The organism is Ochrobactrum sp. WV_118_8 (genome assembly GCF_039631535.1).
GTDB lineage: Bacteria > Pseudomonadota > Alphaproteobacteria > Rhizobiales > Rhizobiaceae > Brucella > Brucella anthropi.
The window spans coordinates 2,099,469-2,113,236 of the sequence record NZ_JBDIUZ010000001.1 but is presented as its reverse complement, the minus strand read 5'-3'; the positions used below and the strand labels follow the sequence as shown (position 1 = coordinate 2,113,236).

The window sequence follows — 13,768 nt, the reverse complement described above, 5'->3', positions numbered from 1 at the left end:
ACGATGAATGAGGGTGCGATCACGAATGCAATCCTGATAGCTGGCCCGACGGCCAGCGGCAAGTCGGCACTTGCCATTCGCATGGCTCATGAGACCGGCGGTTTCATCGTGAACACTGATTCCATGCAGGTTTACGATGTTCTTGACCTTCTGACTGCGCGGCCGAACAAAGCGGATCTCGCTGCGGCAGAACATCATCTCTATGGACACGTCGCGCCATCGACGTCCTATTCGACCGGACGATGGCTGGATAATGTAGCTGACCTGCTAACGCAACCTGCCATGAAGCACAGGACCCCGATCTTCGTTGGCGGGACGGGGCTTTATTTCAGAGCGCTTCTCGGTGGACTGTCGCAGATGCCAGAGGTGCCGGGTGATGTTCGCGCCTATTGGCGAGGACGTATGGAGACGGACGGTCCGGAACTTCTTCACCGGCTTCTGAGCGAACGTGACCCGGAGATGGCCGCAACCCTTCAACCTTTCGACAGCCAGCGCATCGTTCGGGCGCTGGAGGTTTTTGAAGGCACTGGAAAGTCGCTTCTTGTATGGCAACAGACGAAGGGACAGGCACTGGTAGACGATGATAGCGCCCGCAAGATCGTCTTGCTGCCGGACCGGACATGGCTTTCAGAGCGTATTGCCCGGCGGTTTGCCCTGATGTGGGACAATGGTGCGATTGACGAAGTGAAGGCATTGCTGGTGCTTGATCTCGACCCGGCATTGCCGGCAATGAAGGCCATCGGTGTGCGTGAAATCACGGCATTTTTGCAAGGCTCGATGTCGCGGGAAGAAGCCATTGAACGTTCGGTTATCGCCACTCGGCAATATGCAAAGCGTCAGTCGACCTGGTTTCGAAATCAGCTTGATGATCGCTGGTGCACGCACGCAAATTCCGATGATGCCTTCGCTCAATTAACGACAACGAAATAACTCGCTGGCACTCTCTGAAACAGGAGAGGTGGGCGCGGGCTATGCGGTTTCATAAATCGGAACGGGCATTTTTTATTCTGATTGTTTTGATGTTCGGTATCGGGCTGTTGCTTTATCAAGCTCGTGTCGACATCGGACAATTGCAGACATTGCCTCTTGATGCGAACGCCTATGAGCTGGTTTCGAGACTCGACCAACTGAACCACGTCACAATCTGGGTGCTGATTGCGACAATCGCTTGCGGGTTGTTCCTGATCTATCCCCAAATTCGCACCGATGCGCTGGACCACGGCAAACTGCAGGTCATCACGCAGGATCTTTCCGAACGGTCGCAGACCCTCGAACATGCCGCGCTGACGGACAGCCTGACCGGTATGCAGAACCGGCGCTATTTCGACGAGGCGCTAAAGGAATATCTGGTCCAGTTCGACCGTATACAGCGGCCTGTCGGACTGATGATTATCGATCTCGATCACTTTAAGGCCGTGAACGATACCTACGGACATGACATTGGCGATGTCGTGCTGCAGGAGGTGGCGCGGTGTCTCAAGGACTATACACGGTATCATGATGTTGTCGCCCGGCTTGGTGGCGAGGAGTTCGCAGTCCTTGCGCCGAACATGGACGCGGAATTGATGATCAAGCTTGCTAATCGTATTCGCAAGGCCATATCGACGCTCGAAATCGATCTTGGCGATGAAAAGCTTGGCGTTACCGTCAGTATCGGTCTTGCGATATGGGATCGGCGCGAGACCTCGAAAGATCTCTATCGTCGCGCTGACAAGATGCTCTATGCCGCGAAGAATATGGGCCGTAACCGCGTCTGCGCCTAGCTTCAGGCTGATAGGACTTTCGGATTCGCTACACTATCTAGCGCTCGCGATCCTTGCGAAAGCTGCGCACCAGTTCGCCCATCTTCTCAATACTCTGTTTTGTGTCGAGACTGAGTGATGTTTGTGGCCTCGGCGAAGAAGATGAGCGATGGTAAGCTTCGTCGGTAGGCGCTTGGTCACGGCGACTGGTGGAGACTGGGCTGCCCCACAGATTATCCTCGTCTCCGAGTTGGTCCACCGGTTCCGTCTGTGAACTGTTCTCAAAAGCACGTAATTTTTCAACGATACGGTCGAGGGATATCTTTTCGTCGTTGCGCCAGCTGGAAAGAGCGCTCTCGCTTTTGCTGCGTCCGGGAAGCTGATGAGGTGGGATGGTTTCGAATGTGAGACGCATCGGTGTTGAGAACGCTTCGCCGAAGGCTATCGCTTCGCGGTTGGCGATGGATGACAGGAAGCCTGCCATGCTCTGTGCGCCGCCGCGAATGGCACCTTTGATGATTTCCTGATCACGTTCATTACCGAGCCGCATCGCAAAAATCGAATTGCACTGTGAGAGGATCGTTGGATCAAGCTCGCCGGGGCGCTGGCTTATAACTCCGAGATAGGAACCGTATTTTCGACCTTCTTTGGCAATTCGGGATATTGCCTGCCTTGTCGGCCAGAACCCGGCGTCGCGGTCGGTTGGAATATAGCGGTGGGCTTCCTCGCAGATTACCAGTGTCTGTAGGCTGCCCTCACTTGAAAGGGCGATATCGAATGCCAGTCTGCACAAGACGGAAGCAACAGCGTTGACAACCTCGGATGGTAAGCCTGCAAGCTGGAATGTGCAGATGGGTTTTCCGTTCAGCGGGATGCGAAAAATCCGGCCAATGGCCTGTCGCATTGTTTCCGAGCCGCCAGTTACAGCGAACATGAAACGGAAGCCGGGATCGGCAGAGATCGATTCAAGCCGAGCTTTGAGGCTGCGCAGATAGGGACGTTCCGCCTTGCTGTCGAGGAGACCCATACGCTCATCGATGAGGGCTATCAGGTCAAGCAGACGGTAGGCGATGGGAGTGTCGGCGCTGACGCTCTGGCGGTCGGCAAGCTGCCGTCGCAATGTTTTCGCGGCTGACAGTTCTGTGCCCTGCATTTTTTCGCGGGCTAGCTGAACCAGATCACGCAATATATCGAGTTCCATCGGGTCCGGCGCGCGCCCGCGAAAGATCACATCTGCAAATTCATCCAGCCGCAGCATCCAGAATGGCAGTTCGATATTCGTCTGATCGACCGCCACGGCCAGATCGGGAAATGCGCTCGCGAACTCATTGTGTGGATCAAGAATGAGCACACGCAGATTGGGCTTTTCGGCGACGATCCGGCGTAGCAGCAGGATGACTGCGCTCGATTTGCCGACGCCCGTTGTGCCGACGATAGCGAAATGTCGGGAGATAAGATCATCGACCGATATGTAAGCCGGAACGGTTGCGTCCTGCGTGAGTGTACCGATTGAAACGCTGCTGTGACCTGTTTGCGCATAAATGGCAGCAAGGTCGGTGGCGCGGATACGGTGAGCAATAGCGCCGGGATGGGGAAACTGCGAAATACCGCCGTTGAAAGTGGTCTGCCCGGTCGGTTGCACGCGAACTTCACCCAGAAACTCGACATGGACATGGAGCGTGTTGTCACCGCCGCGTATCCAGACATCACCGGGAACAAGCACGTTGCGGATGAGTCCCACGACGCGATTGTCGCCTGCCTGAATGGATATAAGCTGGCCTACGGCCCAATAATCGTCAGATGCTGCCGAAGAGGGGCCTGATAGCGCTGAGACGATGGCACTCTCGCCATCGCATTGGATGACATAGCCTTCCGTGCGATTGCGCTGCACATATTCGCTCTGTTCTCGCGCGTTGGAACTGTCCCCGATTTCGCTCATGCTGCCCACTCCGCCCCAACTTTCAACAGGAGGTTTCGCGTCAGGATAAGAATCTTCCGTTGAAATAAAGTTATCGTTTGGGGCGGGTGAGCCTAAGAAAATATCGCGGGCGATGTATTTATGCGTTGACGACGCCAAATCCGGCTATTAGTGTCCGCCACCATGAACACGATTATTATTCTTGTGGTACGGGCGCGCATGGGCAGGATGGTGTAACCATCCGGCGAAAGCTCCCATGCGCGAAAGACAGGCTCCCTCGGGGGCCTTTTTTATTATCCAAATAAGAAATGAAATGCAGACGACGGGAAGAGAACAATGACTGCAGGTAAACGTGAGGCGGACGCAAACGCCGCAGAAACGCAGGAAGCAAGCAATCCACGCGAAATGACCGGCGCAGAAATGGTCATTCAGGCTTTGATCGATCAGGGTGTGGAGAGCATCTTCGGTTATCCCGGCGGCGCTGTGCTTCCGATCTATGACGAACTGTTCCAGCAGGACAAGGTTCAGCACGTTCTGGTCCGACACGAGCAGGGCGCAGGACACGCTGCGGAAGGCTACGCGCGTTCGACCGGCAAAGTTGGTGTGATGCTTGTTACCTCCGGTCCGGGTGCGACCAATGCCGTTACGCCGCTGCAGGATGCCCTGATGGACTCCATTCCGCTGGTTTGCATTTCCGGTCAGGTTCCGACAACGCTGATCGGCTCCGATGCGTTTCAGGAATGCGATACGATCGGTATCACGCGCCCCTGCACCAAGCACAACTGGCTGGTGAAGGACGTCAACGATCTGGCACGCATCCTGCACGAAGCCTTTCATGTCGCTTCCACCGGTCGTCCCGGTCCCGTTGTGGTCGACATTCCTAAGGATATCCAGTTCGCCAAGGGTATTTACACGCCGCCGGAAACCGCGCCGCGCACCAGCTACCGTCCGGTTCTCGACGGCAAGGCGCAGGCAATTTCGGACGCCGTTCGTCTGCTCGTCAATGCAAAGAAGCCCGTCATCTATTCTGGCGGCGGTGTGATCAATTCCGGCCCGGCAGCTTCCCGTCTGCTGCGCGAGCTGGTTGAGATCAGCAATTTCCCGATCACATCCACGCTGATGGGGCTGGGCGCCTATCCGGCCTCCGGCAAGAACTGGCTCGGCATGCTCGGTATGCATGGCACTTACGAAGCCAACATGACCATGCATGACTGCGATGTCATGCTGTGCGTCGGTGCCCGTTTCGATGACCGTATTACCGGACGTCTGAACGCATTTTCTCCGAACTCGAAGAAAATTCATATCGATATCGACCCATCCTCCATCAACAAAAGCGTTCGCGTTGATGTTCCGATCATCGGCGATGTTGCGCATGTTCTGGAAGATATTGTTCGGCAGTTCCGTGCCTCTGACAAGAAGCCGGAAAAGCAGGCAATCGGTGCCTGGTGGGAACAGATCGATCGCTGGCGTGCCCGCAATTCACTCGCCTATGCGCCGAACAAGGACGTCATCATGCCGCAGTATGCAATTCAGCGGCTTTATGAACTGACCAAGGATCGGAAGACTTACATCACCACGGAAGTTGGTCAGCACCAGATGTGGGCTGCGCAATTCTATGGCTTCGAGGAACCGAACCGCTGGCTGACCTCTGGTGGCCTCGGCACCATGGGTTACGGACTGCCGGCAGCGCTCGGAGTACAGATCGCACACCCTGATGCACTGGTTATCGATATCGCGGGCGATGCCTCGATCCAGATGTGCATTCAGGAAATGTCAGCTGCCATCCAGCACAATGCGCCAATCAAGATATTCATCCTGAATAACCAGTATATGGGCATGGTGCGCCAGTGGCAGCAGCTCCTGCATGGCAATCGCCTGTCGCACTCATATACCGAGGCGATGCCGGATTTCGTGAAGCTGGCTGAAGCCTATGGCGCACATGGTATCCGTTGTGACAAGCCGGGCAACCTCGATGCCGCCATTCAGGAAATGATCGACATCGACAAGCCGGTTATTTTCGATTGCCGCGTGGCAAATCTCGCCAACTGCTTCCCAATGATCCCATCGGGTAAGGCGCATAACGAAATGTTGTTGCCGGATGAAGCAACGGATGAAGCTGTCGCCAACGCCATCGATGCCAAGGGCCGCGCGCTCGTCTGATCCGGAGGAAAGAAATCATGAATGCACAGAACCTAGCTTCCGGATCGGCCTATTTCATTGCAGCCGAAACGCAAACGCCGGAAACGCATACGCTTGCGGTACTCGTCGACAATGAGCCGGGTGTCCTTGCCCGTGTGATCGGTCTTTTCTCCGGACGTGGCTACAATATTGAAAGCCTGACGGTTTCGGAAACCGAGCATGAAAAGCACCTGTCGCGCATTACGATCGTGACGCGCGGCACGCCGCACGTGCTTGACCAGATCCGCCACCAGCTGGCCCGGATTGTTCCGGTTCACCGCGTCGTAGATCTCAGCCATCGCGCCTCTGAGCTTGGCCACGACCGTCCGGTTGAACGTGAACTGGCACTGGTGAAGGTTGCCGGCAAAGGTGAGGCGAGGGCGGAAACGCTTCGTCTTGCCGACGCGTTCAAGGCCAAGGTGGTTGATGCGACGACGGATCACTTCATCCTGGAGATCACCGGGAAGACTGCCAAGATTGATCAGTTCATCTCGATCATGAAGCCACTCGGACTGGTTGAGACCTGCCGTACGGGTGTTGCAGCCATGAATCGTGGCCCGGAAGGCATGTAAAAGCTTTCAACTGAAATCGATACAATATGTTTGAAAACCGGCACAATGTTTCGATTGTGCCGGTTTTTTATTGAGCTAATTTGTCCCCATAAATTGGGGCCGTCCTATGTCTGTTGAAATTTTTCTGGCGCTTCTTGTCTTCGCCTTCGTGTCGTCCGTTACGCCGGGGCCAAATAATCTCATGCTTCTGGCATCAGGCGTAAATTTTGGTTTCCGTCGAACGATCCCGCATATGCTGGGAATCGGTGTGGGCTTCTTCGTGTTGCTGCTTGCGATCGGCTTCGGGCTCGGCGCTTTGATCGAAACGGTGCCGTCATTCTATGCCGCGCTGAAATTCGCTGGTGGCGCCTATATGCTTTACCTTGCCTGGAAGATTGCTATGTCGCGTTCCATCGGAGAGGCAAAGCATCGAGATAAAGCTGAGCCAATGACTTTCTTGCAGGCAGCGGCATTCCAATGGGTCAATCCGAAAGCTTGGGTAATGGCGATCACGGGAATTGCCACCTATGCCAATCACGACAACTATTATGTCGCCGTGCTCCTGGTCAGCTCCGCCTTCGCGATTGTGAATTTGCCGAGCGTTTCGGTCTGGGCAGGGTTTGGCACATTGCTGCGCAACTGGCTTTCCGATCCTGTTCGATTGAAATGGTTCAACCTTATCATGGCCCTGCTGCTCGTTCTGAGCCTATGGCCGATGCTGAAATAGAGAATGAAGAGGCGAATGATGAACCAGCTTCCAACTTATGATGATGTTATTTCGGCCGCAAAGCAGATCGAAGGATACGCGCACCATACGCCGGTGTTCACGTCGTCAACTATCGACCGCGAAACCGGCGCTCAGTTCTTTTTCAAATGCGAGAACTTCCAGCGCATCGGTGCCTTCAAATTTCGTGGTGCTTTCAATGCTCTGTCGCGGTTTACGGATGAGCAAAAAGCGCGAGGTGTGCTGGCTTTTTCGTCCGGTAATCACGCGCAGGCGATCGCGCTTGCGGCAAAACTGCTCGGTATTGGCGCGACCATCATCATGCCTGAGGATGCGCCGCGCGCGAAACTTGATGCAACGCGAGGCTATGGCGCGAAGGTTGTTACCTATAACCGCTATGAAGAAGACCGCGATGTGCTTTCGAAGCGCCTGGCCGAAGAGGGTGGGCTGACCCTCATTCCGCCATTCAATCATCCTGATATAATTGCGGGGCAGGGAACTGCGGCAAAGGAATTGATTGAGGAAACCGGTCCCCTTGATGCCCTGTTTGTCTGTCTTGGCGGTGGTGGCCTGTTGGCCGGTTCAGCGCTAGCGGCAAAAGCCTTGTCGCCGGAATGCGACGTCTACGGTGTCGAGCCGATGGCCGGAAATGATGGCCAGCAGTCGCTCCGCTCCGGCAAGATTGTGCACATCGACGTGCCGAAGACCTTGGCGGACGGCGCCCAGACGCAAGCTCTTGGCGACATGACCTTTGCCATCATCCGCGAAACTGTTCGTGATATTCTGGCCGTTAGCGACGATGAACTGGTTGACGGCATGAAATTCTTCGCCAGCCGGATGAAAATGGTGGTCGAACCGACAGGCTGTCTCGCTTTTGCTCGCGCACGACAGATGGCGTCGAAGCTGCAAGGTAAGCGTGTGGGGGTGATCGTCAGTGGTGGCAATGTCGATCTCGACAGATTTGCAGCACTGGTGAGCAAAACCGTTTGATCACGGTTTGATCTTGTTTTCGGGCGGCGAATCCTGTCTGAAAGGATCATGCAGTTTTCACCGGAACAGGATCAGGCGCTGAAGGCCGTCGGGCAGTGGCTCAAAGACGGCCGCAGCCCTATTTTCAGATTGTTCGGCTATGCGGGTACGGGCAAGACGACGCTCGCCCGCTATTTTGCCGAGCATGTGGATGGCGATGTGCAGTTTGCGGCCTTTACCGGCAAGGCGGCACAGGTGCTGCGCTCGAAAGGCGCTAGCAACGCACGCACGCTTCATTCGCTGATCTATCGCCCACGTGGCGAAGAAGCGATTGAGGACGAAACGACTGGCAAGACTTCCATCGCGCCGACCTTCTCGCTTAACCGGCAGAGCCCTGTCGCCAAAGCCGCGATGATCGTCGTGGACGAATGTTCCATGGTCGATGAGGCGCTGGGGCGGGATTTGATGAGTTTCGGCACGCCCATCCTCGTTCTTGGCGATCCGGGGCAGTTGCCGCCGATTTCCGGCGGCGGCTTTTTTACGGAACACGAGCCGGATTATCTTCTGACCGAGATTCATCGTCAGGCGCAGGACAATCCGATCATCCGTATGGCGCTTGATGTGCGGGAAGGGCGTGAACTTCCTTATGGTGACCATGGCGCTGCAAAGGTTATCGGAAAAGGCGACGTCAATCAGGAGATGGTGTTAGCCGCCGATCAGGTGCTCGTCGGTACCAACCGGACGCGCCGCCGCTATAACCAGCGCCTTCGGGAGCTAAAAGGCTTTACTGCTGATTACCCGCAGGCTGGCGACAAACTGGTTTGCCTGCGCAACGATCCTGCCAAGGGACTTCTCAACGGATCGCTCTGGAAGGTGATGACATCGTCCAAGGAAACGGTGAAGCCCGGTATCAATCTGCTGGTTACACCTGAGGATGATGATCGCGGTGTGGCGAAGATCAAGCTGCTGAAGGCGCAGTTCGAAGACCCCGACAGTGAAATTCCGTGGCAGACCAAAAAACGCTACGACGATTTCGATTACGGTTATGCTTTAACTGTGCACAAGGCACAGGGCTCCCAATGGGATGAAGTCGTGCTCTTCGATGAAAGTTTTGCGTTTCGCGATACGCGTGAGCGGTGGCTTTATACGGCGATCACGCGGGCTGCCGAACGTTTGACCATTGTAAAATAATTATTCGTCTGTCGGTCGGGCACTCAGCCATTCCCAGGCCTCGTTTTCTTCGTCGGCTTCGAAAGCGCGAAGCTCTATGGACAGGAAAGGCTGCATGAGGGTTATGCTGGCTTGTATCCACAAGGGGCCACCGACGATTGCATAATGTCGGAGCTTTTTCAGGGATTTGGAGCGCATGGACAGCATGCTTTCCGAGAACGCAGCCGTCCAGTCGAAACCTTCATATCCGGTGAGGCGGATCAGGAGGTCAATTTCTTCATGCGTTTCGTAAGCTGCGTCGAGAAGCCCGTAGAGGTTCTCCAATGACGCATCGTCGAGATGTCCTTCAATTGCAAAAGCAAAAACGTCTTCCCGGTTTGTTGGAATGCGGCGAATGACGGGTATGTCCTCATTTCGCATCATAGACCTCCATCATTGATCAGATTTAAACGTCGAAGCGGGGGCAAAGGTTGCGGACAGTCTCCAAATTGATGCGAACTGGAAAAACTATGCAAACCCAGTTTGTTGCAGGCAGATTTCATGGTTGGGGATTGCGGCTGCGGTGCGACGGCAAAGCACTCACATTTTTTCGTGGCAGGCGTTATAAAGCGGGATATCTATCCGGGAGTCTCCAATGCCTGCGAAATTATCGGTCAATCTCAACGCTGTTGCGATGCTGCGAAATCGGCGTGATTTGCCTTGGCCAAGCGTTACCGGTCTGGGCCGCGCTGCGCTTGCAGCAGGCGCTGAGGGATTGACAGTGCATCCGCGTCCCGATCAGCGTCACATCCGGTTTTCCGATCTGGGTGATATACGCGCTTTGATCGATGACGAGTTTCCGCAGGCGGAGTTCAATATCGAAGGTTTTCCAAGCGAAGCATTTCTCGATCTGGTGGAGAAACATCAGCCTGAGCAGGTGACGCTCGTTCCTGATGATCCAACACAGGCGACCTCGGATCATGGATGGGATTTCGTGTCGAAATCTGACTTTCTGGCTCCTATCGTGGCCCGTTTGAAAGTAGGCGGAATGCGGGTGTCATTGTTCGCCGACCCCGATCCGCTTGGATACGAACGCGCAGCTGCTATCGGTGTGGACCGTGTGGAGCTCTATACCGGCCCTTATGGTGCGACCTATGATGACCGGGCAGCCGCAATACGTGAACTGGATCGACTGGAAAAGGCTGCAAATGCCGCTACGGCGCTAGGCCTCGATATCAATGCGGGGCATGATCTTACAGTAGACAACCTGCCGGCGCTGGTAAAACGTATCCCTCAGTTGAGTGAAGTTTCCATTGGACATGGATTGACCGCCGATGCACTCATGTATGGAATGCCGGTAACTGTAAGCCGCTATATTGCGGCATTGGCATAAGATGTTAGTCAATGCGCTTGGTGCATGGCTCGGGTTGAAGCTTTGCAAAAAGCGCATTTGCATTCGGGTGAGACAAGCTTTAGGCGTCCGCCACTATTCAGATGCGTTGGGGGACGCGGGATCGTATGAGGGAAGCATTGAAGCAGTTTTCCGACGTCTGCTTTCTGCGCCGAGGCAGTTCTATTGCGGTTGCGTTTGGACGAATTGCTACGTTCAATCGATACCATGCTTATGATTAAAGCTGATTTGGGCAACGGTGCGGCGGCGATGCGGCAATTCGCAACTTTTTGCGAATACACTCATTATCTGAAATCGATCTCCAGTAACTCCAGCCAGAATCTTTTCAGGAAGTTGCGAGGTGCCTGCATATGAGCGGCGAGCTAAATGGCAATGACACGCCCACACAGGCCGCTATGCCTGCCGTTGGTGTTCCTGAAAGCGTCGCTTTTGCTGAAGATGCCGAACAGCACAATGAGAGCATGAAAACGCTGGTGCTTGGGGCGCTGGGCGTTGTCTACGGTGACATCGGCACCAGCCCCATCTATGCTTTTCGTGAAGCCCTTCATGCGGCGGCGAGCGATGGCATTCTCGCCCGCAGCGACATTCTGGGTGTTGTTTCACTGATCTTCTGGGCACTGACGCTGGTTGTGACCATCAAGTATGTGCTGTTTGTTCTGCGCGCCGATAATAACGGCGAAGGCGGCATTCTTTCGTTGATGGCTCTTGTCAGAGGTGCGTTGAAAGGCCGGCCTGACCTTATCTTGGGGGTAGGCATCTGCGGTGCGGCGCTGTTCTTCGGCGACGCGGTCATCACGCCCGCAATCTCCGTTCTATCGGCGATGGAAGGTCTTGAGATTGTCGCTCCTGATCTTACTCCGTTCGTCGTTCCCATAACTGTCGTTATTCTTGTGACGCTGTTTTCGGTGCAGAAACTCGGCACTGGCAAGGTGGCCATCGTCTTCGGACCGATTATGGCATTGTGGTTTTTGGCGCTGGGTGCGTCGGGTCTCTGGCATATTTTCGATGATCCTACGGTGATGGTGGCGCTGAATCCCTATTATGCTGTACGCTTTCTGATGATCAGCCCGGGCATTGCCTTTATCACGGTTGGTGCCGTGTTCCTCGCAATGACCGGTGCCGAAGCTCTTTACGCCGATCTCGGTCATTTTGGACGCAAGCCAATCGTTCGCGCATGGCTTTGGATCGTGTTCCCATGCCTTCTGCTCAACTATTTTGGACAGGCAGCCTTCATCCTTTCACATGGCGAAGCCGCTGCATTGCCATTCTTCCAGATGATGCCGAGCTTCGCGCTGTTGCCCATGGTCCTGCTGGCAACTGCAGCGACTGTTATCGCTAGCCAGGCAGTTATTACGGGCGCTTATTCGGTGGCACGTCAGGCCGTTCAGCTCAACATTCTGCCGCGCCTTGAAATCCAGCACACCTCGGAAAAGCTGCACGGCCAGATTTATATTCCGCGCGTCAACCTGCTTCTGGGGCTGGCGGTGGTTATTCTGGTGCTCGGATTCGAGAAGTCCAGCAATCTGGCCGCTGCATATGGCATTGCAGTTACCGGCAACATGCTGGTCACGACGGTCCTTCTCTATATCGTGATGACACGCATCTGGAATTGGCGCGTGAGCCGCGCCCTGCCGATTATTGTTGGCTTCCTGATCATCGATATTATGTTCTTCGGTGCAAATATCATCAAAGTCCATGAGGGTGGTTGGGCTTCGATTGGTATTGCCGCGATACTTGTTCTCATCATGTGGACCTGGGTGCGCGGAACGCGGCATCTCTTTAACAAGACCCGCAAGGCCGAAGTTCCACTGGATCTGATCGTCCAACAAATGACCAAACGTCCGCCGACCATCGTGCCGGGCACGGCTGTGTTTCTGACGGGCGACCCTAAAAGCGCTCCCACTGCGCTCATGCACAGCTTGAAGCACTATAAGGTTTTGCACGAGAATAACGTCATACTGACGGTTGTGACGGCATCGAAGCCGTGGGTTTCAAGTGCCGACCGCGCGCGTGTATCCCAATATAACGAGCGCTTCATGCAGGTGACGCTTACCTTCGGCTATATGCAGCAACCGAATATTCCACGAGCGCTCGGCATCTGTCGAAAGCTTGGCTGGAAATTCGATATCATGACGACGTCGTTCTTCCTGTCGCGCCGCTCGCTCAAGGCGTCGGCTCATTCCGGCTTGCCGCTATGGCAGGACAAGCTGTTTATCCTGCTTGCCCGAACGGCATCGGACGCGACCGAATATTTCCAGATTCCCACCGGTCGTGTTGTGGAAATTGGAACGCAGGTGAATCTGTAACTCATCTGAATTGATAGTTTTAAAGAGCGCTTTTCCGGTTTTGGGGAGGCGCTTTTTTGCATTTGTTGTCGATGAAAATTAATCCCGCTTTAGGCGACCGTAATTTTTGAAAACATGCTTGACCGCTGAAGAAACAGTAATTATGAATTGGGAACCGTACCGTACGGTACAAGGTGGAGGAAAAGACCCGTGACTGATACCAGCGACGAAATGCAGGCTCTTTCGCCGCGTCAGAACGATGTTCTGGAGCAGGCGTTGCGCCTTCTAGTGGAAGGCGGGGACCGCGCTTTGACGACGGCAAGTATTGCTCGTGCCGCCAACTGCTCGAAAGAAAGCCTCTATAAATGGTTTGGCGATCGCGACGGTCTGTTGACGGCAATGGTTCGCTGGCAGGCATCGAAAGTTCGCGTCGTTCCGCTGACCCGTGAAAAGCTGGATGCGGAATCTCTTTTTTCGAGCCTGGAACATTTCGCGCGCGACTGGCTGCTGGTGCTGTCGGGAAAAACCTCCATTGCCCTGAACCGGCTGGCGGTCAGCCATGCGGCGTCCGGCAAGTCCACATTAGGTGATATCGTGCTGGCCAACGGTCCTGTGGCCATGGCCAAGCGCCTCAAGCCCATTCTCCATATGGGGCAGGAGGCACGTTTGCTGGCCTTCGACGATATCGATGAGGCATTTCGCACGTTTTTCGGGCTTGTCGTCCGGGACATGCAAATACGGTTGCTGCTTGGCGACCATCTCGAACTGACTGACGACGTGGTCATCCGGGACGCCCGGCGCGCCACCAAGCAGTTTTTCGCCCTCTATGGGGCCTAATCAC

The 13,768-nt window shown here is 54.9% G+C and carries 12 protein-coding genes; 10 read left to right on the top strand and 2 right to left on the bottom strand.

Annotated elements, in window-relative coordinates; translation table 11 throughout:
- Positions 1-3 precede the first annotated feature (3 nt).
- Positions 4-930, top strand: coding sequence for a tRNA (adenosine(37)-N6)-dimethylallyltransferase MiaA (gene miaA, locus ABDF71_RS10270; RefSeq protein WP_010659769.1), 927 nt, complete (start codon positions 4-6; stop codon positions 928-930).
- A gap of 41 nt (positions 931-971) precedes the next feature.
- Positions 972-1,763 carry a GGDEF domain-containing protein gene (locus ABDF71_RS10265; protein ID WP_010659770.1) on the top strand — a complete coding sequence of 264 codons (792 nt, stop codon included), beginning with the start codon at positions 972-974 and terminating at the stop codon, positions 1,761-1,763.
- A 37-nt stretch (positions 1,764-1,800) separates the two neighbouring features.
- Here the strand turns inward: ABDF71_RS10265 and ABDF71_RS10260 are convergent, their stop codons facing one another.
- On the bottom strand, positions 1,801-3,681 hold the full coding sequence (locus ABDF71_RS10260; protein WP_500061551.1) for an ATP-binding protein: 1,881 nt from the start codon (positions 3,679-3,681) through the stop codon (positions 1,801-1,803).
- Between the two features lie 315 nt (positions 3,682-3,996).
- On the opposite strand from ABDF71_RS10260, the gene ABDF71_RS10255 reads away from it, so the two are divergent.
- The 5 genes from ABDF71_RS10255 (at position 3,997) to ABDF71_RS10235 (ending at position 9,273) form a co-directional block, all read left to right on the top strand.
- Entirely contained in the window at positions 3,997-5,820 is a 1,824-nt protein-coding gene (locus ABDF71_RS10255) for an acetolactate synthase 3 large subunit (protein ID WP_012091798.1), read from the top strand.
- Positions 5,821-5,837: 17 nt separating this feature from the next.
- Positions 5,838-6,410 (top strand): acetolactate synthase small subunit, encoded by a 573-nt coding sequence (gene ilvN / locus ABDF71_RS10250; RefSeq protein ID WP_010659773.1) that lies wholly within the window; start codon positions 5,838-5,840, stop codon positions 6,408-6,410.
- Positions 6,411-6,516: 106 nt separating this feature from the next.
- A complete protein-coding gene (locus ABDF71_RS10245; RefSeq protein WP_010659774.1) occupies positions 6,517-7,116 on the top strand; it encodes a LysE family translocator in 600 nt (199 codons plus the stop codon).
- An 18-nt stretch (positions 7,117-7,134) separates the two neighbouring features.
- Positions 7,135-8,103, top strand: coding sequence for a threo-3-hydroxy-L-aspartate ammonia-lyase (locus ABDF71_RS10240; RefSeq protein WP_500061663.1), 969 nt, complete (start codon positions 7,135-7,137; stop codon positions 8,101-8,103).
- A gap of 48 nt (positions 8,104-8,151) precedes the next feature.
- Positions 8,152-9,273, top strand: coding sequence for an ATP-dependent DNA helicase (locus ABDF71_RS10235; RefSeq protein ID WP_010659776.1), 1,122 nt, complete (start codon positions 8,152-8,154; stop codon positions 9,271-9,273).
- On the opposite strand, the gene ABDF71_RS10230 is transcribed toward ABDF71_RS10235, so the two are convergent.
- Complete coding sequence (locus tag ABDF71_RS10230) at positions 9,274-9,672, bottom strand: SpoIIAA family protein (protein WP_012091800.1); 399 nt, start codon at positions 9,670-9,672, stop codon at positions 9,274-9,276. It lies immediately after the preceding gene.
- A gap of 214 nt (positions 9,673-9,886) precedes the next feature.
- Here ABDF71_RS10230 and ABDF71_RS10225 point away from each other — a divergent pair, with 214 nt between their 5' ends.
- From ABDF71_RS10225 to ABDF71_RS10215, 3 genes are all read left to right on the top strand, one after another.
- A complete protein-coding gene (locus ABDF71_RS10225) occupies positions 9,887-10,624 on the top strand; it encodes a pyridoxine 5'-phosphate synthase (RefSeq protein ID WP_151615732.1) in 738 nt (245 codons plus the stop codon).
- Positions 10,625-10,992: 368 nt separating this feature from the next.
- Positions 10,993-12,948: a potassium transporter Kup gene (locus ABDF71_RS10220; protein ID WP_010659779.1), complete on the top strand. Its 1,956-nt coding sequence runs from the start codon at positions 10,993-10,995 to the stop codon at positions 12,946-12,948.
- Between the two features lie 189 nt (positions 12,949-13,137).
- Positions 13,138-13,764: a TetR/AcrR family transcriptional regulator gene (locus ABDF71_RS10215; RefSeq protein ID WP_151615731.1), complete on the top strand. Its 627-nt coding sequence runs from the start codon at positions 13,138-13,140 to the stop codon at positions 13,762-13,764.
- The last annotated feature ends 4 nt before the right edge of the window (positions 13,765-13,768 follow it).